This is a genomic window from Aneurinibacillus aneurinilyticus ATCC 12856 (assembly GCF_000466385.1).
GTDB classification, from domain to species: domain Bacteria; phylum Bacillota; class Bacilli; order Aneurinibacillales; family Aneurinibacillaceae; genus Aneurinibacillus; species Aneurinibacillus aneurinilyticus.
The window spans coordinates 1-18,878 of sequence record NZ_KE952853.1 but is presented as its reverse complement, the minus strand read 5'-3'; the positions used below and the strand labels follow the sequence as shown (position 1 = coordinate 18,878).

Below are 18,878 nucleotides of genomic sequence, written 5' to 3'. Positions count from 1 at the left end.
GGTACATGAGGAATGCATACAGCATGAAGATCATACAGACTTTCAGAAGAACGGGAGCGTCTTTCCGCATGCAAAAGCTATGGCTGCGGCTCATTCTTCTATCGCTTACAGGTATTCTTCTATTAACGATAACGCTGGCTGTTATGCTTGGTCCTGTCCCCATTTCCCCTCTAACAGTGTGGAAAATTATACTGTCACACTTTCCGTTTATGGGAGATAGGATCGAGGCGGATTGGAGCAAAGCGCAAGAAAACATTATTTGGGATATTCGGCTTCCGCGTGTATTATTGGGTGCCGTAGTTGGGGCCGGCCTTGCCGTCGTCGGAGTGGTGATACAGGCACTGGTGCGTAATTCGCTCGCTGATCCGTATATCCTCGGCGTTTCATCTGGAGCTTCTGTTGCCGCTACGCTCGTCATCCTCTTTGGCGCGTTCTCGTTTCTAGGTCAATATGCTTTGTCGATTGGAGCCTTTCTGGGGGCCCTTTCTTCCATAGCTGTCGTATACATTCTTGCTCAGGTTGGAGGGAGAATGAATGCTACGCGCTTGCTTCTGGCTGGAGTGTCCATATCAATGATTTTATCTGCTGTTACCAGCCTTATTGTGATGATGGCACCGAATGAGAAAGGAATTCGGGATGCCATGTTTTGGATGATGGGCAGCTTCTCTGGAGCAAGATGGGGAAATCTTGTTATACCGGGTTTTGTTGTGTTTGTCGGATATGTGTTTTTGCTAGTTCGGCGTCGTTCCCTGAATGCCTTGTTAATGGGAGAGGAAACAGCTACAACCCTTGGCATAAACACGGACGCCTTTCGGAAGGTATTGGTTATTGTTCTCTCGCTGCTAACAGGAGCAATGGTGGCCGTGAGCGGTGCCATTGGGTTTATCGGCTTAATCACTCCCCATATCGCACGTTTTGTTGTTGGTTCTGATCATAGGAGGGTTCTTCCGGTAAGTGCATTGTTCGGGGCAATTATGGCGATATGGGCAGACGTGCTTGCCCGATTGGTACTAGCTCCCCAGGAATTACCGGTCGGAGTAGTAACGGCATTATGCGGTGGACCATTCTTCATCTGGCTGCTCAGGCGGAGCGCCTATTCTTTCGGAGGAGGGAATCGATAATGCTGACAATGGAAGATGTCTCCCTTAGCATACTGCAAAAGCCGATTATCAAGGATATTTCCCTGCGGGTTTTCAAGGGGCAATTTGTTGGTATTATTGGACCGAATGGCAGCGGCAAGTCAACCCTGCTCAAAACGCTGTACCGCGTTTTGCAGCCGGATGAAGGCGGTGTTGAACTGGACGGGAAAAACCTGTACCAACTGCCTTCCCGCTACGTTTTCCAACGAATGGCCGTAGTCAGTCAGGAAGCGTCCCAGACATTTGATTTTTCGGTTGAGGAAATGGTAGCGATGGGTCGTACACCGCATAAGCAGGCATTTGAATCGGATACGGATGAAGACCGGGCGATTGTGGATCAGGCACTACTGCGTGTCGGTATGAAAGAATATGCGGAACGAAGCTTTATGAACTTATCTGGAGGAGAGAAGCAACGCGTCCTTATTGCAAGAGCGCTTGCTCAGCAGGCGGAGGCCATCATTCTCGATGAACCGACGAACCATCTGGATATTCGTTACCAGCTTCAATTGCTGGAGCTGCTTAAGAATCTCGATATTACCGTTCTGGCATCCCTGCATGATTTGAATCTTGCTTCGGTTTATTGTGACTATTTGTATGTTATGCGGGATGGACAGATTGTTGCAAAGGGCACACCGGAGGACGTCTTGACCTGTGAAGTGCTGAGAGAGGTATTTAGGGTAGAAACCGATATTGTGATCCATCCTGTAACTGGAAAGCCGCATGTGATCTTTTTATCCCACTCTTAATGGGTGATAGAGCCTCTATTGGTGAAAGCTTCACTTTATCCGCTCGAATCAGAAATATACACAATTTTTAAGAGGGTGAGGAGTTTTACGTATGAAAATGATACATAAGCTTTCTTTTGTATATATGCTTTTGTTCATAATGATCATTCTATCTTCCTGCGGTAGTACAGGGGACAAAGCCCAGCCTGCTGATACAACCGGGAATAAGGCTGCTGCAAAGGACACGAAGCCTTATGAAAAAGTAGTCATAAACAATATGGGACAGACGGTAACCTTTACCGAACCTCCGAAGCGGGCCGTTACGTTGAATCAGCATGTAACCGAGATTATGCTTGCTTTGGGATTGCAGGATTCTATGGTAGGTACCGCTTATCTTGACGATAAAATTCTGCCTGAGTTCCAGGATGCATATTCGAAAATCCCTGTACTGTCAGACAAGTACCCTTCCAAGGAGGTATTTATGGCGACAGGGCCCGATTTTGCCTATGCTGGCTGGAGAAGCGCCTTTACAGAGAAGTCATTGGGAACAGTACAGGAATTATCAGAGAGCGGAATTAAGACATACGTTCAGGAATCCTCTACTATGGCGGCGCCTGATTTAGAGGATGTTTATAAAGATATTCATACTATTGGTCGAATTTTTAATGTTGAAGCAAAGGCGAATGCAGTCATCGGCAAGATGAAGCAGGATATTGAACAGATTACAAAACGAATTGGTCCAATTGAAAAGCCGTTACGTGTTTTCATTTACGATAATGGAGACGATAAAGCGAAGACCGCAGCAAACAACTATATGACGAAGCTTATAAGCATGGTAGGCGGAAAAAACATATTTGACGACATACAGCAGGGATGGACGGATGTAAGCTGGGAGGAAGTCATAAATCGTAATCCAGAGGTTATTGTAATCGTTGATTATGGAGATAAAACGGTAGAGCAAAAAAGAGATTTATTGCTGGCCAAAAAGGAGCTTTCCGATATCTCGGCGATTAAAAATAAAAGATTCATCATTCTTCCCCTCTCAGCAGCAGCTGAAGGTATCCGGGCGCCTTATGCATTAGAAATGCTGGCCAAAGGATTCTATCCTGATAAGTTTAAAAAGTAAATAGACAACTTCATATATCGCTTTATGGTGCATGTAACTTATCATTTTACATGCTTAAAAGGGAAGTCCGGTGAAAGTCCGGTGCGGTCCCGCCACTGTAAACGGGAAGCGACTCTTGTAAACCACTGTTCCATCTTCATGGAATGGGAAGGGAAAGGGAAGCTGCGATCCGTAAGCCAGGAGACCTGCCATGAAGAAGGCACCATAGAAACCACGAGGATGGGGAGGTGTTCGACAGATGGGCGTATATCCGGGTATTAGGACATGGCACGGAAGCATCGTCTGATTTGAGCATCTTTTCTATACGAAAAGATGCTTTTTTTAATCGTATCACTTGAAAAAGGAGGAAAAAATATGCATCAGCTGTTCAGGGAAGGTATGCGGGTAGAACGGTTTGACGGGATGAGGGGGCAAATACTTGGGATGCATGAGCTTTTTCTTATTGTACTATGGGAGAATTACCAGCTGGGGGAGTATCATCTTTGCGATGATATCCCACCGTATTATTTCTATCCTATTGACAATGAAATATAGAAGAAGAGAGGGACGCTAATGGTAAGCGAAAGTATGAACATTGAGTTGCTTTCCTTATTTTCGACACAGCAATTACCGTATCCGCTTCATTCCGGTTTAACGTGCTTTGGCGAGAATGATGAGCAGTATTCCCGTTTACAGCGATTGCTTGCGGAGCCTTATACACAGGTCTGCATCGCCGTTCATGAAGAGAAGGTGATTGGGTATGCCACTCTTTTGCCGCCTGAACCTGCGGAGCGGTGGTCTTCATTACCTTATGTTCGCATCATGGGGGTTCTGGAGGTGGCCCCTCCTTATCGTGGCCGGCGAGTTGCCTACTCGATTCTGCAACATTTGTTCCGTAACGATGAGGACATCGAGCGAAGAATTGTCCTTGCTTTCGAATATTATTGGCACTGGGATTTGAAAAATAGTGGATTGAATGCCTACGAGTATAAAAATATGCTCAAGCAGCTGCTCATGTTATCAGGGATGGAGGAGGTATATCCAGACGATCCTGACATTCATGCCCATGCTGCCAACTTTGCTATGGCGCGTATTGGTCGCGAGATATCAGCCGAGCAGATGCAACGTTTCTTCTATATGATAAACCCGAGGGTATGGTAAACATGATTAGAGAGGCGGCAGTCGCAAACTGCCGCCTCTCTTTATGATAAATTACACTTGCTATTTCGACAGGATAGTATGATTGGAAGCAGGAGAGCTAAAGAAGGAAGATGGTGGAAAACGCACTTATAGCGACTCATCCTCAGGCTTTACCTGCAGTAGGTTCTGAAGGTACCTTTTTGTTTCTTCGATTTTTGGATCGATAACCTTTGCTCCACGGATCGTTTTTTCTTTTAATATAGATGACGGTGGGATTTGTCCTGTGTTCAATTCGCTCCACTGTACCTTATAAGCAAGGGAAGCTAGTCGAAGCATATCGTTTGAATCCATGTTGGTTGTGACATATGGAGCGATCTCTTCCAGAATTTTTGGTACCTTGAAAACGGTTGTTCCGTTTCTAGCTTTTTCGGCAAGCGCCTTTAGGAACTTGCGTTGACGTTCCGTACGTGTATAGTCTCCTGTTGCATCGTGGCGGAATCGTACGTATTGCAGCGCTTTGCGCCCGTCTAAGTGCTGCTGCCCCTTCTTTAAAACGATGTCGTAATAACCATTGTTCTCATATAAGTAATACTCCATATCTTTCTCCACATACAAATCAATGCCTCCAAGTGCATCCACTACTTTTTCGAAGCCTTGAAAATCTGTAGTAAGGTAATAGTGAATAGGCAGTCCAGTTAGCTTTTCCACCGATTGGGCCATAAGCTCTGGGCCTCCGAGTGCAAAGGCTGTGTTAATCCGGTTTGATTTGTAGCCTGGTATCTTTATCCACGAATCACGCAGAATAGAGAACAAGTGGGCTTTTCCGTCAACAGGGTTAATATGCAACAGCATGATGGAATCGGAACGTCCAGCCTCTTCTCCATCCCTCGTATCCGCTCCCAGTAGCAGGATGTTTACAGGCTCCTTGCCTTGCCACTCAGGAAGGGACATAGATGGATGTGAATCGTGATTGATGTTTTTTGAAAAAGATTGAAAAGCATATACATAGTAGCCGAAAACAGCAAAAATACTGAAAATGGCGAGCAGGAAGAAGGAAAAGAATATCTTTTTTATGCTCATAAGCCGGTTTAAATCACCCTTTCATCCCGTTTTTTGCCTGTAGGAAAAACTATTTCTCGTAATTTATGATAACAAAGTAGGACAGCGATGCACAGGAAAAAATTATAGTTATGTGTGCAGCTTGAAGCATTTTGTGTACGAAAAGATATAGAGATAGTAAAGTTAATTTATATAGAAAACGAGTGAACGAAAAACGCCTGCAAAGGAGCAAGCATAGATGACAAACCAGGAAATGGTACAAAAACTATGGAATTTATGTAACGTACTACGGGATGATGGAATTACGTATCATCAGTATGTGACGGAATTGGCCTACTTGTTATTTTTAAAAATGATGAAAGAGACCGGGCAGGATTATATGATCGAAGAAATATATCGCTGGGATTCTTTAGTATCAAAAGACGGCAATGACTTAAAGGAACATTATCGCCGATTGTTGTTTGATCTGGGGAAGGTCGAGAATACCTTATTAAATGTCATTTACACTGGTGCAACAACGCATATTAGCGAGCCGAGAAATCTGGCAAAAATCATTGCATCAATCGATGCCCTCGATTGGTACAATGCAAAGCGGGAGGGCCTGGGCGATTTGTATGAAGGGTTATTGGAAAAAAACGCGAGTGAAGTGAAGGCGGGGGCAGGCCAGTATTTCACCCCCCGTGTGCTCATTGATATTATCGTCAAGCTAATAAATCCGGAACCGGGTGAATGCTGCCATGATCCGGCAGCAGGTACGTTCGGTTTTATGATAGCGGCGGACCGTCATGTTCGCAGCCAAACCGCCAATTATTTCGATCTATCCCAGGATGAAGTCCGATTTCAGAAGTATGAAGCATTCTCAGGCATTGAGCTTGTAAAGGAGACGCACCGGTTAGCGACAATGAACGCGCTGCTGCATGGTATTCACGGCAAACTTATTCTGGGAGATGCACTTTCTCCTCAAGGCGAGTTCCTGCAAAAATATGATGTTATTCTAACGAACCCTCCTTTCGGTACGAAAAGAGGAGGGGAGCAGATGGCACGGCAGGACTTTACATTTTCAACATCAAACAAACAACTGAACTTCCTGCAGTATATTTATCAGGCGCTAAAAACAAATGGAAAAGCGCGTGCGGCTGTCGTTTTGCCCGATAATGTGCTATTTGAAGGCGGAGTGGGTACAGAGATACGACGAGAGCTGATGAATAAGTGTAATCTGCATACCATTTTGCGATTGCCTACAGGCATTTTCTATGCGCAAGGTGTAAAGACCAACGTCTTATTTTTTACTCGCGGAAAAGAAGATAGAGGCGGTACGAATGAAATATGGGTGTATGATCTGCGGACGAACATGCCTTCGTTCGGAAAACGAAATCCGCTAACGGAAAGTCATTTTGACGAATTTGTCCAAGCATACACGGCCGATGATCGCCATAAGGTAGAGGATAAACGCTGGAATATGTTTACACGGGAAGATATCGCCAAAAAAGGCGATAGCCTGGATGTCGGGTTGATTGTCGATGAGTTGAACTCCTCCTACATCGACTTGCCTGATCCGGTTGATTTGGCGGAGGAGACGATAAGTAAGCTTGAACAGGCCATTTCTTTATTAAATGAGGTGATGGCGGAATTGAAATCGACAACGAAGCCGTCTTCGTGCTCAAGGGCTTACCGGCAAGAAACAGGGGGAGCTGTAACTTCCGGGGTGATAAGCAATGAATGAAACTCAAAAGAGTATTGAAGAAAGGCTGTATGAATTACCTGAGAACTGGGAGTGGGCTCGCCTAGGTTCCCTCGTGAATATAAAAACAGGTAAAAAGGATTCAAACCACGGAAACAGGGAGGGAGCATACCCTTTCTTTACTTGTGCGGCCGCCCCTATTAGAAGTGATACGTACTCATTCGAGGGGGAAGCCGTTTTATTGCCAGGCAACGGGGCAAATGTAGGGCTGGCCCTATACTATAATGGCAAATTCGAGGCATATCAGCGTACATACGTGCTAACAAGTGAAAAAATCTCTATAAAGTATGTATATTATCATCTATTGCTTGGCTGGGAACGCCATAACAGAAATAAACAATTCGGTTCCGCGACGAATTATATTAAGCTAGCAAACATAAAGGACTACAGGCTTCCTCTCGCTCCACTTGATGAGCAAAGACGAATTGTGGAGAAGATAGAGCGGCTTTTTGCAAAAGTGGAAAAGGCAGCACATGTAGTTGAAGAAGTAAAAGAATCGGTTGAACTTCGCCGGGCGGCTATTTTATATCGTGCGTTTCGAGGAGAGCTAGGTACGAACCTGCCTGAAGAGAAGAATATACTTGAGACTGCCGGACAATGGATAAGAACGAAGCTGATTGCAGAAAATATGCAGCCTTACCGTATACCGAAAAACTGGGTATGGCTCTGTCTGAAGGATTTTTTACCGCCAATGGTGTCATGTGATCCTTCGAAGCTCGATTGTAAAGAATTTTTATATGTTGATATTGATTCGATTGATAATCGCCAGTTTACAATAAAGCGGCCAAAGATGATCAATGTATCGGAGGCGCCAAGCAGGGCAAGACGAGCCATATGTAAAGGAGACGTTATTATATCCATGGTACGTCCGTATCTCATGAACGTCGCAAAAGTGTTATCCGATGATCCGGCGCTGGTCGCTTCAACGGCATTTTATGTATGCAGGAAGAATGAAGTCGTCAACACGGACTATCTTTATTATTATTTGCTTACACCTTTTGTGACGAATGAGTTAAACATCAGGGCGAAGGGTCACAATGCTCCTTCAGTCAGAAATAAAGAATTTCTAGAGTTAAAAATACCAGTGCCACCAGCAGAGGAGCAAGGACGGATTGCCAAGAAAATAGCGAAGTTACTGGATGCATTGAACGAAGAGATGCATATTACCACAGAAGTAGAAGAGAGACTGAGCTTCGTAAAGCAGGGCATCCTTAATAAAGCCTTTCGTGGAGCACTTGGAACCGGCGAGCCGGAGAAGGAAGGCGGGAAAGCACGATGAATCGAACGGATAGATTGCTGGCGATTATGCTGGAGCTGAGAACGTGCGATTTTTGCCGGGCCGAGGATTTGGCGGAGAAGTTCGAGACATGCAAGCGTACAATATACCGCGATATGCAGGCGTTAAGCGAATCTGGCGTTCCTCTCATGGCAGTACCAGGAAAGGGATATTCTTTAATGGAAGGGTATTTTTTGCCGCCTGTCCATTTAAAACCGGAAGAAGCGATGACCTTGCTGCTTGGAAGCGGCTATATTGAACAAAATCTGGATAGGGAATTTCAGCAGCATGCCCGAACGGCACAGGAGAAGCTAGAAGCAGTGCTGCCCGCTAGCCAGCAAGAAGAGGTGATTCGCTTCAAGGAGACTGTTCGCTTCCTTCCCGGCACATTTTTTCCGAAAGCCCAAGCATACACAGATTATGAAAATAAATTGATTTCTTTGCGTGTCGCTATTATGGAGAAGCGGGCGGTTTCGTTTGGCTATAGAAAAAAAATTGAGCATAATCATTTGCAATCCGGGAGAAGGACGGTTCATCCATACGGATTGGTCAATATATCAGGCATCTGGTACCTGTTAGCGTATTGCCTGCTACGCAAGGATATTCGTCATTTCCGTCTGGAACGAATGGATGAACTTAGATGTGAAGCGGAAACATTCGAAAAACCTGATGGCTTTGAGCTACAAAAGTATATACCTGATCAAGATAGGCCACTTTCTATTCATGTTGTATTTGACACATCGGTACAGGATAGGGTTCTGGAATCGCGTTATTTTTATCTTCATACACATAAAGTGAAAGCGGATGGTCTGCATGTTACGCTGCGGGTGCGTCAAGTGGAAGAGGTATTTCATTGGCTGCTTAGTTGGGGCAGCAAGGTAAAGGTTATCGAGCCAGAGTCTCTTGCGGACAGAATTAGGGAAGAGGCTGCGGCAATGCTTGGAATTAGACAAAAAAGATAAAAGACTGCTGACATAACGGTGTCAGTAGCCCCCCGGTATAGTAGTCTCATAAGCAAATCAAATGAGACCAAATCCCAAATTAAAGGAGCCGGAAAAATGAACACAAAAGATACATTACGCACGTTTGAGGAAGTAGCCGGATATTATATCGCTGAGCTAGATAATTATTCGCCCGAAAAATTCAGAAGTAAGCCGTCTGAAGAGGAATGGTCATTAAGTCAATTGTATAATCATCTTATTATGGCTGCTTTTCACATGCAGATCAAAGCGATAGAGGATTGCGAGCTTGGGCGCTGCTCAGTCCTTGATGGTGAGAAAACAGAGGTTGGTGCCGCTGTGTTTGCAGCAGGTGCATTTCCGCCTATCCAAATTAGGGTGCCAGCTAAACCTGGATATACACCTGATTACTCTACTGATAAACAAGAGATCAAAGAGCGGATGCTGCAGGTTATTGAAGAAATGCGCAGTGTAGAGCAACGGTTAGCCTCTATCCCTCCAGACAGAAAAATTGAACACCCGGCTTTTGGTTGCCTGAATGCGGTAGAATGGTTCCAGCTCGTGCCAATGCACTTCGCTCACCATCTGTGCCAGAAGGAGAAACTAGAAGCATTATAAGATGACAAGCCTGATAAATGCCAGGTAAGAGCAGTGAACGCTTCACTGCTCATTTTTGCTATATCGACATATCGTACAAAATATGAACAGGGTAGGGAAATAGGAGATGCAACAGACAGAAAGAGTGCAGGCAGGCGAAAAACGAAAATCGATGAGAAGGAGGGCAGTGGTGCTAGTAGGAGTTCTTTTGCTGCTCCCGGTATGCTATGTTGCTGGTGTGCATGCTGCTATTATGCATACGGCAAGGCAGCAACCGGCGCAGGGAGCAGAATATATGATTATTCTTGGAGCTGCTTTATGGGGGGATAAAATGTCACCGTCGCTTCAATATAGGATGGATACAGGGTTGGCGTACCTGAAGCAAAATCCACATACGAAAGTCATCGTTTCCGGGGGGCAAGGGGCGAATGAAGATTTGCCAGAGGCGGTCGCCATGCAGAAATTTCTGCTTGCGAACGGCATTGCGGCACAGCGGATTTTGGTAGAGGATAAAGCCAAATCAACAGCGGAGAATATTCGCTTTTCCCAACCGTTGATGACTTCAAATCAGGCTGTGCTTGTGACGAACGATTTTCATACGTTGCGCGCCAAGCTGCTGGCTCAACGTGCCGGCATCAAGACACAAATTCTTGCCGCACCTACACCCGATTCGGTAAAGGTAAAATTGTTTGTACGTGAATATGTAGCACTTATAAAATCATGGTGCTTTGATTAACAATGTTGATACGGTCAAAACAAAAAAAGGGGAGAAGGGACGTTCTTTATGCAGGAGCGTCCTTTTTATATTTAGGTGTACTGGATTTGAATTCGATGTACAGATGTTTCCATGCGGTTGTCAGAAAATAATAAATTAGTTTAGTATGATTTAAGAAAGAAGAAAGAGGATGCAACGGAACAAAAAAGGGAGCTGGTGAAAAAATGCTGGCAAATCTGCATGGAGAAATGGTAAAAAACAAAAAAATCATCAAGGGGAGATAAGGTGAGGCCGATTGTATACGGTTTGCTGGCATCGTTTTTCTTTGCATTTACTTTTGTATTAAACAGGGCTATGGATGTATCCGGAGGGCATTGGATTTGGAGCGCCTCGCTCCGGTATTTATTTATGGTGCCATTCTTGCTTCTCATTGTGATGAAGCGGAAAAATTTAGGTGCACTGCTAACTCATATGCATCGTCATCCCGGCCCATGGTTTATATGGAGCTTCATCGGATTCGTACTATTTTATGCGCCATTGAGCTTTGCGGCAGCATACGGCCCGGGCTGGCTTATCGCAGGAACATGGCAAATAACGATTATAGCAGGCTCACTGCTTGTGCCGCTCTTCCATGAACGTATCAATACGCCGCATGGACCAATTAACGTACGGGGGAAGCTGCCGGTAAAGGGCCTCCTTCTATCTTGTGTGATTTTGCTGGGCGTAGCTGTCATGCAGGTAGAACATGCAAAAAGCATTTCACAGGCCGAGCTGTTACTCGGTATCTTACCAGTGGTGCTGGCTGCATTTGCCTATCCGTTGGGAAATCGCAAGATGATGGAGGTATGCAGGGGAGAAATTGACGCATATCAGCGCGTATTGGGGATGACGCTGGCTAGCCTGCCATTTTGGCTGTTGTTGGCGGGTTACGGTTGGGCTATTGTTGGTCCGCCGAGTGCCGGGCAGACAATGCAGTCTATTGTTGTAGCCGTTAGTTCTGGGGTTATTGCTACCGTCCTATTTTTTGCGGCGACGGATATGGTAAAAGGCAATACAGGCAGGTTGGCAGCTGTAGAAGCTACCCAATCCGGAGAAGTGTTGTTCGCTTTGCTTGGAGAGATATTGCTGTTATCAACTTCTCTTCCTGCATTCTGGTCCTGGGCGGGTATGTTTCTCGTTGTGCTTGGAATGATTTTGCATAGTCTGTATTCGCATGGGCCAGAACCGAAGAAGGTAGCGAAAAATGTACCAGAGAGCGTGACATAAGAAAATTAAACGGTTGTTTAGCTTTTTTTGGAAGAGGGAAGCTGCCGGGAAATTTTCCTCTCCCCTTTCCCGGCAACTACCTCTTGGCACATTGCACACATCCGGCAGCGAAAGGATACATTCATGGAATAAAGTGAAAATAATGAAAAAAAGGGGTTCATCTGTAATGAATATTCTATCTACAAGCAGCCCGGGTCAGCGCAAATTGCTGGTAAGTGCAGGAATGAGCTGGCTATTCGATGCGATGGATGTCGGCATTATTTCATTTATTGTCGCTGCGCTTACGGTAGCCTGGGGTCTGACTCCAGAGCAGGTCGGCTGGCTGACGAGCATCAACTCCATTGGAATGGCAGTCGGAGCGGCGCTGGCAGGTATATTGGCAGATCGATATCGAAGGAAAGCAGTGCTGCTTTCGACTTTGCTAATTTTTTCGCTGGCTACGGGGCTTTCCGCGCTTGCAACGTCTTTCGCTGTACTGTGTTTGTTGCGCTTTATTGCCGGTTTCGGCTTAGGGGGAGAGCTCCCTGTAGCGTCTACGCTCGTATCGGAGAGCATGCCGGCATCGGATAGAGGTCGAGCAGTGGTACTGCTGGAGAGCTTTTGGGCAGGTGGCTGGATTTTGGCTGCATTGATTGCATATTTCGTCATACCGAAGTATGGCTGGCAGGCCGCTTTCATTATCGGAGCTGTACCTGCCTTGTATGCTGTGTATTTGCGGAAAGCCATTTCCGATTCGCCTCGTCATCTAGCGAATCGCACGAAGGAAACGCCATCCTTCGCTCGTAATCTGGCTTCTATCTGGACGAAGGAGCATCGCAAATCGACGGTTACGTTATGGGTGCTGTGGTTTACAGTCGTTTTTTCTTATTATGGTATGTTTCTCTGGCTACCGACTGTGATGGTTATGAAAGGCTTTAGTCTAATTAAAAGTTTTGAGTATGTATTGATTATGACACTTGCACAGCTTCCCGGCTATTTTACTGCTGCTTATTTTATTGAGCGGTACGGTCGGAAGTTCGTACTCGTATCGTACCTGTCAATGACTGCACTGAGCGCGCTCTGGTTCGGCAATGCAGGTTCACTCGCCTCACTACTTACAGCAGGTATTTTGTTATCTTTCTTTAATCTGGGTGCGTGGGGCGGTTTATATGCATATACGCCAGAATTGTATCCAACACGTATTCGTTCTACAGGTGCAGGGATGGCAGCTTCCTGCGGCCGTGTCGGGGGGATTGTGGCACCGTTGCTGGTTGGTCTGCTGGTAAAGAACGGTGTAAGTCTTGCCTGGATTTTCTCCATGTTTTTTATTGTCATTCTTATTGGAGTGTTGGCCGTCGCATTTTTTGGACAGGAAACTCGAAATCTTGAGCTTGCAGATTAGGTATTCGTAAAAGTAAGGGGCCTGATTTTACTGCTGCACATTGTATGCGTCCGCCAGGCAATCCGCTTGGGGATGATGCAAGAATAAGTTCGGGTGAATCGGGTGCGGTGACAAGTGGGCTGGCCAGCCGGAAGTTATCCGATGGTCCAGCCGTTTTTCGTTCGGTTCATTTGTTTGATTTCCATGATTGCGTTTGTATTTAACGGACCGTAAATATGAGGATACAGATTGCCATCCTTTGCTTGCTCATATCTCACTTCCGCTGTGACGTTTTTTTCATCGATAACAAGTACAAGCAGTTCATCCGTGAAGTTTTTGTATACCCGATTTACTACCTTGATAAGCAGGTCGTCTCCTTTGGTTGCATGAATGAAGCCTTCCTGCTCATAATCGCGAGGAATATATTCATGTGCGTTCCTGAAATTTTCCCAATAGAAGGCGGGGCATAGACAATAAATAACCGACATTGGAAATGCTCCTTTCATCGTTCATTCGGCATTTTGCTGCACGATACGTATTTATTATCCGTTATCTGTTAGTGAAAAAAAAGCTGGAAAACTTGTTTGTTTTTTCGTAACCTGGCATATCGAAGAGAGAGGGCTCTTACATACACCCTCTCTTTTGTTTTTATACAGTCAGATTGCATAGTACAATGAAATAAGAACATATAGGGAGGGAAGAGATGTGAACCAGGGAGAAGAATTTGACGAGCATATGCTGTCCATTCATTCAAAGGAACGCTGGATACGTAAAAGACGAGAGGTGGATGAGTGGGAAAAGCGGCGGAAGCTTATAAAAAAACAAAAAGAAACAGTATTCTTCCTGAACGATGAAGTGGATGTGCAATTGTTTCCTGCCCTTTCCTTGCTGAATGACATGAGGATTGTTACGCAATATTCATGTGCAGGTGTCAGCGTATCCGATGATCCGTTGAACCATTCTCTGTATGCGTACGTTACGGTATTCGACTCTGAATCGACCCGGAATTTTATCGATTATTTACAGCGGAGTATGCGCCATCGTTTGCTTGTTACATATGAGCCGACGAGGAAACGTTATGATCTTTCTTCCTTTTATATTCAACATAATCGCTCGTTCTGTTTTTTGCTTTATCGATACGCAATATGCTGGAAAAGTCGTATGGAGTGGTGAAATAGAGGGTCGTGCGGTAAAATAAAAAGAAAACAGCACTAGTGGAGCAAAAAGGAGGAGACCTATGTCAGTGTTATCAGATATTATGTCATACAATCAGAAATTTGTTGAAGGTGAAAAATACGAAGAATTCCGAACAACGAAATATCCTGATAAAGGCATTGTGATTCTTACTTGTATGGATACCCGGCTTGTTGAGCTTTTGCATCGCGCTATGAACTTGCGAAACGGTGATGCTAAAATCATTAGAAATGCAGGGGCGATGGTAACGCATCCTTTCGGTAGTATTATGCGAAGCATTCTGGTCGCTGTTTACGAGCTACAGGCGAGGGAAGTATTCGTTATTGGTCATCATGATTGCGGTATGACAAGCCTGAACTCGGAATCTGTTATTGAGAAGGCAAAGAAAAATGGTGTGTCTGAAGATAAAATTGATACTTTACGGCATGCAGGAATTGAGCTGGACAAATGGTTAACAGGTTTTGAAAGCGTAGAGGATAGTGTAAGGCAAACAGTAGAGAATATTAAGAAGCATCCGATGTTCCCGATAGGTATTCCTGTACATGGGTTAGTTATTCATCCAGAGACAGGGGAACTGGATTTGATTGTAGAAGGAGAAAATGCAGAGGGCAATGCTGGTCTGAAAGAGTAGTGGTGAAAAGGAGATATAGGCATGGGGAAGCACATTCTTGTTCCGGTTGATGGTTCGAAGCACGCATTACATGCGCTGGAAGAGGCAGCAGAAATGGCAAAAGCATTCGACGAAAAGGTTATTTTGTTGAACGTGCAATACGATCTTGACACATTTAACACCCGCCGATTCTTCAGTCGCGAACAAGTAGAGGAATATAGAAAAGAACTGAGCGAGGAGGCACTTGCTTCAGCTATAGAGGAGCTGCGTGAATACGGTGTCGAATTTGACGTGAAAGTGCGTGTGGGAAGCCCGAAGAAAGAAATTTTATCTGAAGCGAGGGAGCAGGACGTAAGATGTATCGCCATGGGTTCACGTGGTATGGGAGCAGTCAGGGGAACCATTCTGGGCAGCGTTAGCCATGGAGTGATCTATGAATCGTCGTGTCCCGTAATGATTATACCTGAGGGTAAGTAAGAAACGATAAAGAAAGGACGCTTGTCTTGAGCAAGCGCCCTTCTGCTCTAAAGTTAGTCAGTTATACTTCAACTCGACTGGATGGATTATTTGGTGATGTATGCTTCAGATGTTTGCGATAGTGTCTTGTCTCGGCCACGACCACCCCGGAGAGTGCGAGCAGACCAATAAGGTTGGGCAGTGCCATCAATCCATTGAAAATATCGGCGATGGACCACACCAGTCCAAGGTTGGCGACTGCACCGAGAAATACGGAGGCTGTATAAACGATACGGTATCCCATTACCGACTTATTGCCGAATAGATACTCGAAGCATTTCTCTCCATAGTAAGACCAGCCGAGCACGGTGGAGTAAGCGAAAAAGATAAGACCAATAGTAACAATCCAGCCGCCCGGTCCCGGCAGCATGTGGTTGAATGCTTCTGTCGTCAGTGCAGCCCCTTCAAGCTTTTTGTCGGTATACAGTCCACTCATAACGAGTGCAATTCCGGTAATTGAACATACAACGATAGTATCCAAAAAAGTCCCTGTCATCGATACAAGTGCCTGACGGCCCGGATGATCGGTCTTGGCTGCTGCTGCCGCAATCGGTGCGGAACCCATACCAGCCTCATTGGAGAATACGCCACGTGCCACGCCATAACGGATGACGGTTCCAATAGCGCCGCCCGCCATTGCTTGACCGGTAAAGGCATCGGTAAAAATCAAGCCAATCGTAGCAGGTACTCTATCAATATGCATAAAAATAATAACAAGTCCGCCTAGTACGTAGAAAATGGCCATAAATGGCACAATGAAGCTTGCGGCACGACCGATGCTTTTGATGCCGCCAAGAATGACAAGTGCTGTAATAGCAGTAAGAATAGTAGCTGTAATCCAAGGACTGACGCCGAAGCTGGCTTGTACGGATGAAGCAACGGAGTTGGATTGCACAGAGCTACCAATACCGAATGCCGCAAGCGAACCAAGAAAGGCGAAGCAGACGGCAAGCCATTTCCAACCGAGCCCACGCTCAATATAATACATCGGTCCACCAGACATTTGACCGTTTTCCCCAGTAATACGATACTTTACAGCTAATATGGCTTCTGCATACTTAGTTGCCATGCCGAAGATAGCAGTAATCCACATCCAGAATACAGCTCCTGGTCCGCCGGCTACCACCGCGGTTGCTACACCGGCGATATTACCGGTACCAATGGTAGCTGCGAGAGCAGTCATAAGCGATTGGAAGTGCGAGATATCGCCTTTGGAGGAACTGTCCTGATTTTTAGAGAAAGCAAGCTTTAATGCATGTGGTAGCTCGGTGAATTGTAGGAAGGAAAGGCGAAACGTTAAATAAATCCCTGTTCCAACCAACAGAACGAGCAGAGGCGGCCCCCAGACAATATCGCTTATTGCAGATAAAAATTTTTCCATAAAAGCCTCCCTGGATTTTATTCAGAAACTTTATATTATTTATAAATTACACAATAAACAATTCTTCTGTCCAGCATTATTGAGAAATTTGGAAAAAATTATAATATAATAATAAAGAAAGCGAGCAGGTTTTTTATAAAAATAAAAATGGGGTGAAGGTGTGAAAGTAGAAACAATTCGCTTTGAGGACGGAGCCAAAATCGTATGGCAGGAAACGGCAGGACTTGCTATTGTAACCATTAAACGTCCATGGCTTAAAAATGCTATGACGCCGGAAATGTGGAAAGCGCTAGCTGATATAGGCAGAAAAATTGAGAAAAACGAAAAGATTAAAACAGTCATTTTACGAGGGGAAGGCAAGCAGTTTACCGTTGGTTCAGACATTAAGGCATTTAATAGGATGTCGATTGAAGAAGCGAATGAAGCGTTTGTAGTAATGGAGGACGCAATCACCTCGTTTGAGTATTTGCGTATTCCAACGATAGCTTTTATTACTGGCCCTTCGATGGGAGCGGGATTAGAATTAGCTCTTTCTTGTGATTTGCGTGTAGGATCGCCAGATGCGTTACTAGGCATTCCGATCGGGAAGTTGGGCATTACGATTAGTCAGCGTTTTTCGCAGCGCTTGGTAAATCTGATTGGGCCGAGCCGCACAAAGGATTTAATCTTCACAGGCCGTTTATTTAAAGCAGAGGAAGCATACGATCTTGGCTTGTTGAACTATTTATTTGATGGGGATAATGCAGATGCTTTTGTGCTGGATTTGGCCCAGAGAATATCATACGCCTCGATGAACTCTTTGCAGGCAGCCAAAGAAGCGGTAGCTCGCTGTGTGCCGTTTACAGAAGTAGCATTCGGACATCGAGGTTATCCGCAGTATATCGATCCGATTGACTTTCCAGAAGGCGTGGCAGCATTTGTCGAGAAGAGAGAGCCGCGTTTTGGTCGCTTAACTTAATTTTTACAGCAGTTTTACAAAAGTACACCTTTTTCTTGTTCGAGCACTCACACGAGTGTAGTACAATGAATATAATAAAACAAGGGATTGAGGCGAAAGAATGAGAGGGGTTGGCAGTATGCCTGAAATGGATTTTCGAACCAAGCGAATAAGCAGGGGAAGAAAATCGGGACAGGTATGCCGTTTTTACATTGGATTTCTTTTTTGGGACGAGGCAGACATCTTTGGTCGCATAGGCGGCTTTTATAGTGCAGGGTAATAAAAGGGCTATCTCATGCAGTAATGTTGAGATAGCCCTTTTATTTTCTTTTTAAAAGCAAACACTAAACGTGGGCAAACAAAAACAGGAGGTTTGTTATGGACATGAAAAAGCCGTATAAACGAGAGATGTTTTATAACATGACCGAGAAGTTTGTGAGCTTTGAGGACGTGTTTGAACGTATTTTGCATTTTGTAAAACAGGACCCTTTGGCACAGTATGCTATGGCGATTGGAACAGACTCGCATGGATATCAATCGTATACGAAGTTCACTTCGGCTGTACTGATTCATCGGCTTGGTAAAGGAGCGTGGGGATGTTTGCGCGATTATATTGTCCCACGCCGGATTCAAAGCCTCCGTGAAAAAATTTCTCTGGAGACATCGTTGAGCCAGGAGATTGCTTATTATGTAACACCGGAAATGATCGCACAAATTTCAGATGTTTTACTTCCGTATGTAGATAAAGGAGCTGATTTTACGATTTCGATTCATCTTGACATCGGTAACCAGGGAGCGACGAAAGAGTTGATTAAGGAGATGGTTGGCCGTATTCAGGCAATGGGCATTGAAGCTAAAATTAAGCCGGATTCTTATGTAGCATCAAGCTACGCAAACCGATTTACGAAGCGCGGTTCCATTGATGAAAGACGGGCAAACTAAGTATTAGTAATAAAAACAGAGGTGTAAGCCCCTTATTTTGAGATTCAAAATTAAAAAAGTGCTTGCCATTCCTTTATGAAGCATGATATATTAATTCCTGTCGCTGCTAATACTCTTGAGTAGTGAAGCGACTACATAGTACAAAGTAAGGACGTTCAGTTGTAAACACTGACATCCTGTTATTCCGCAGTAGCTCAGTCGGTAGAGCAATCGGCT

At 45.0% G+C, this 18,878-nt stretch carries 20 protein-coding genes and 1 riboswitch; of the genes, 17 read left to right on the top strand and 3 right to left on the bottom strand.

Annotated features, from left to right (window positions below; genetic code table 11):
* The first annotated feature begins 68 nt into the window (after positions 1 to 68).
* From HMPREF0083_RS18620 to HMPREF0083_RS18600, 5 genes are all read left to right on the top strand, one after another.
* On the top strand, positions 69 to 1,121 hold the full coding sequence (locus HMPREF0083_RS18620) for a FecCD family ABC transporter permease (protein WP_040303789.1): 1,053 nt from the start codon (positions 69 to 71) through the stop codon (positions 1,119 to 1,121).
* A complete protein-coding gene (locus HMPREF0083_RS18615; protein ID WP_040303788.1) occupies positions 1,118 to 1,885 on the top strand; it encodes an ABC transporter ATP-binding protein in 768 nt (255 codons plus the stop codon). The genes HMPREF0083_RS18620 and HMPREF0083_RS18615 overlap by 4 nt, the downstream gene beginning before the upstream one ends.
* Positions 1,886 to 1,976: 91 nt before the next feature.
* The gene (locus HMPREF0083_RS18610) at positions 1,977 to 2,990 is read left to right on the top strand and encodes an ABC transporter substrate-binding protein (protein ID WP_021623209.1); all 1,014 of its coding nucleotides are present in this window, start codon (positions 1,977 to 1,979) and stop codon (positions 2,988 to 2,990) included.
* Positions 2,991 to 2,998: 8 nt separating this feature from the next.
* A riboswitch (cobalamin riboswitch) is annotated at positions 2,999 to 3,197 on the top strand.
* A gap of 147 nt (positions 3,198 to 3,344) precedes the next feature.
* A complete protein-coding gene (locus tag HMPREF0083_RS18605; protein WP_040303753.1) occupies positions 3,345 to 3,524 on the top strand; it encodes a hypothetical protein in 180 nt (59 codons plus the stop codon).
* A gap of 18 nt (positions 3,525 to 3,542) precedes the next feature.
* Complete coding sequence (locus HMPREF0083_RS18600) at positions 3,543 to 4,130, top strand: GNAT family N-acetyltransferase (RefSeq protein WP_021623207.1); 588 nt, start codon at positions 3,543 to 3,545, stop codon at positions 4,128 to 4,130.
* 126 nt (positions 4,131 to 4,256) lie between these two features.
* Here the strand turns inward: HMPREF0083_RS18600 and HMPREF0083_RS18595 are convergent, their stop codons facing one another.
* A complete protein-coding gene (locus HMPREF0083_RS18595) occupies positions 4,257 to 5,189 on the bottom strand; it encodes an LCP family protein (RefSeq protein ID WP_021623206.1) in 933 nt (310 codons plus the stop codon).
* Between the two features lie 217 nt (positions 5,190 to 5,406).
* Here HMPREF0083_RS18595 and HMPREF0083_RS18590 point away from each other — a divergent pair, with 217 nt between their 5' ends.
* From HMPREF0083_RS18590 to HMPREF0083_RS18560, 7 genes are all read left to right on the top strand, one after another.
* Positions 5,407 to 6,891, top strand: a complete 1,485-nt coding sequence (locus HMPREF0083_RS18590) for a class I SAM-dependent DNA methyltransferase (protein WP_021623205.1) — start codon at positions 5,407 to 5,409, stop codon at positions 6,889 to 6,891.
* Positions 6,884 to 8,188: a restriction endonuclease subunit S gene (locus HMPREF0083_RS18585; RefSeq protein WP_021623204.1), complete on the top strand. Its 1,305-nt coding sequence runs from the start codon at positions 6,884 to 6,886 to the stop codon at positions 8,186 to 8,188. The genes HMPREF0083_RS18590 and HMPREF0083_RS18585 overlap by 8 nt, the downstream gene beginning before the upstream one ends.
* Complete coding sequence (locus tag HMPREF0083_RS18580) at positions 8,185 to 9,147, top strand: helix-turn-helix transcriptional regulator (RefSeq protein ID WP_021623203.1); 963 nt, start codon at positions 8,185 to 8,187, stop codon at positions 9,145 to 9,147. Before HMPREF0083_RS18585 ends, HMPREF0083_RS18580 begins: the two co-directional genes overlap by 4 nt.
* Positions 9,148 to 9,243: 96 nt before the next feature.
* A complete protein-coding gene (locus HMPREF0083_RS18575) occupies positions 9,244 to 9,762 on the top strand; it encodes a DinB family protein (RefSeq protein WP_040303751.1) in 519 nt (172 codons plus the stop codon).
* Positions 9,763 to 9,868: 106 nt separating this feature from the next.
* Positions 9,869 to 10,477, top strand: a complete 609-nt coding sequence (locus tag HMPREF0083_RS18570) for a YdcF family protein (protein WP_021623201.1) — start codon at positions 9,869 to 9,871, stop codon at positions 10,475 to 10,477.
* Positions 10,478 to 10,741: 264 nt separating this feature from the next.
* Positions 10,742 to 11,722: a DMT family transporter gene (locus HMPREF0083_RS18565; protein WP_040303748.1), complete on the top strand. Its 981-nt coding sequence runs from the start codon at positions 10,742 to 10,744 to the stop codon at positions 11,720 to 11,722.
* Positions 11,723 to 11,888: 166 nt separating this feature from the next.
* Positions 11,889 to 13,103 carry an MFS transporter gene (locus HMPREF0083_RS18560; protein ID WP_040303745.1) on the top strand — a complete coding sequence of 405 codons (1,215 nt, stop codon included), beginning with the start codon at positions 11,889 to 11,891 and terminating at the stop codon, positions 13,101 to 13,103.
* 134 nt (positions 13,104 to 13,237) lie between these two features.
* Here HMPREF0083_RS18560 and HMPREF0083_RS18555 read toward each other — a convergent pair whose 3' ends face one another.
* A complete protein-coding gene (locus HMPREF0083_RS18555; RefSeq protein WP_040303743.1) occupies positions 13,238 to 13,570 on the bottom strand; it encodes a DUF952 domain-containing protein in 333 nt (110 codons plus the stop codon).
* 217 nt (positions 13,571 to 13,787) lie between these two features.
* On the opposite strand from HMPREF0083_RS18555, the gene HMPREF0083_RS18550 reads away from it, so the two are divergent.
* The 3 genes from HMPREF0083_RS18550 to HMPREF0083_RS18540 all read left to right on the top strand — a co-directional run bounded on the left by HMPREF0083_RS18550 (position 13,788) and on the right by HMPREF0083_RS18540 (position 15,363).
* Positions 13,788 to 14,255, top strand: coding sequence for a hypothetical protein (locus HMPREF0083_RS18550; protein WP_021623195.1), 468 nt, complete (start codon positions 13,788 to 13,790; stop codon positions 14,253 to 14,255).
* Positions 14,256 to 14,319: 64 nt separating this feature from the next.
* Entirely contained in the window at positions 14,320 to 14,907 is a 588-nt protein-coding gene (locus HMPREF0083_RS18545; protein WP_040303740.1) for a beta-class carbonic anhydrase, read from the top strand.
* 21 nt (positions 14,908 to 14,928) lie between these two features.
* A complete protein-coding gene (locus tag HMPREF0083_RS18540; protein ID WP_021623193.1) occupies positions 14,929 to 15,363 on the top strand; it encodes a universal stress protein in 435 nt (144 codons plus the stop codon).
* A gap of 61 nt (positions 15,364 to 15,424) precedes the next feature.
* Here HMPREF0083_RS18540 and HMPREF0083_RS18535 read toward each other — a convergent pair whose 3' ends face one another.
* Positions 15,425 to 16,783 carry an alanine/glycine:cation symporter family protein gene (locus tag HMPREF0083_RS18535; RefSeq protein ID WP_021623192.1) on the bottom strand — a complete coding sequence of 453 codons (1,359 nt, stop codon included), beginning with the start codon at positions 16,781 to 16,783 and terminating at the stop codon, positions 15,425 to 15,427.
* Positions 16,784 to 16,943: 160 nt separating this feature from the next.
* On the opposite strand from HMPREF0083_RS18535, the gene HMPREF0083_RS18530 reads away from it, so the two are divergent.
* Both HMPREF0083_RS18530 and HMPREF0083_RS18525 read left to right on the top strand, forming a co-directional pair.
* Positions 16,944 to 17,741 (top strand): enoyl-CoA hydratase/isomerase family protein, encoded by a 798-nt coding sequence (locus HMPREF0083_RS18530; protein WP_021623191.1) that lies wholly within the window; start codon positions 16,944 to 16,946, stop codon positions 17,739 to 17,741.
* 363 nt (positions 17,742 to 18,104) lie between these two features.
* Positions 18,105 to 18,662: a ribonuclease H-like YkuK family protein gene (locus HMPREF0083_RS18525; RefSeq protein WP_040303770.1), complete on the top strand. Its 558-nt coding sequence runs from the start codon at positions 18,105 to 18,107 to the stop codon at positions 18,660 to 18,662.
* Positions 18,663 to 18,878: the final 216 nt, after the last annotated feature.

What these genes read in the sequence shown, in the direction of transcription:
- HMPREF0083_RS18620 (WP_040303789.1), top strand. Translation starts at nt 69, where the DNA reads ATGCAAAAGCTATGGCTGCGGCTCATTCTTCTATCGCTTACAGGTATT.
- HMPREF0083_RS18610 (WP_021623209.1), top strand. Translation starts at nt 1,977, where the DNA reads ATGAAAATGATACATAAGCTTTCTTTTGTATATATGCTTTTGTTCATA.
- HMPREF0083_RS18605 (WP_040303753.1), top strand. Translation starts at nt 3,345, where the DNA reads ATGCATCAGCTGTTCAGGGAAGGTATGCGGGTAGAACGGTTTGACGGG.
- HMPREF0083_RS18600 (WP_021623207.1), top strand. Translation starts at nt 3,543, where the DNA reads ATGGTAAGCGAAAGTATGAACATTGAGTTGCTTTCCTTATTTTCGACA.
- HMPREF0083_RS18595 (WP_021623206.1), bottom strand. Translation starts at nt 5,189, where the DNA reads ATGAGCATAAAAAAGATATTCTTTTCCTTCTTCCTGCTCGCCATTTTC.
- HMPREF0083_RS18590 (WP_021623205.1), top strand. Translation starts at nt 5,407, where the DNA reads ATGACAAACCAGGAAATGGTACAAAAACTATGGAATTTATGTAACGTA.
- HMPREF0083_RS18585 (WP_021623204.1), top strand. Translation starts at nt 6,884, where the DNA reads ATGAATGAAACTCAAAAGAGTATTGAAGAAAGGCTGTATGAATTACCT.
- HMPREF0083_RS18580 (WP_021623203.1), top strand. Translation starts at nt 8,185, where the DNA reads ATGAATCGAACGGATAGATTGCTGGCGATTATGCTGGAGCTGAGAACG.
- HMPREF0083_RS18575 (WP_040303751.1), top strand. Translation starts at nt 9,244, where the DNA reads ATGAACACAAAAGATACATTACGCACGTTTGAGGAAGTAGCCGGATAT.
- HMPREF0083_RS18570 (WP_021623201.1), top strand. Translation starts at nt 9,869, where the DNA reads ATGCAACAGACAGAAAGAGTGCAGGCAGGCGAAAAACGAAAATCGATG.
- HMPREF0083_RS18560 (WP_040303745.1), top strand. Translation starts at nt 11,889, where the DNA reads ATGAATATTCTATCTACAAGCAGCCCGGGTCAGCGCAAATTGCTGGTA.
- HMPREF0083_RS18555 (WP_040303743.1), bottom strand. Translation starts at nt 13,570, where the DNA reads ATGTCGGTTATTTATTGTCTATGCCCCGCCTTCTATTGGGAAAATTTC.
- HMPREF0083_RS18545 (WP_040303740.1), top strand. Translation starts at nt 14,320, where the DNA reads ATGTCAGTGTTATCAGATATTATGTCATACAATCAGAAATTTGTTGAA.
- HMPREF0083_RS18540 (WP_021623193.1), top strand. Translation starts at nt 14,929, where the DNA reads ATGGGGAAGCACATTCTTGTTCCGGTTGATGGTTCGAAGCACGCATTA.
- HMPREF0083_RS18535 (WP_021623192.1), bottom strand. Translation starts at nt 16,783, where the DNA reads ATGGAAAAATTTTTATCTGCAATAAGCGATATTGTCTGGGGGCCGCCT.
- HMPREF0083_RS18525 (WP_040303770.1), top strand. Translation starts at nt 18,105, where the DNA reads ATGAAAAAGCCGTATAAACGAGAGATGTTTTATAACATGACCGAGAAG.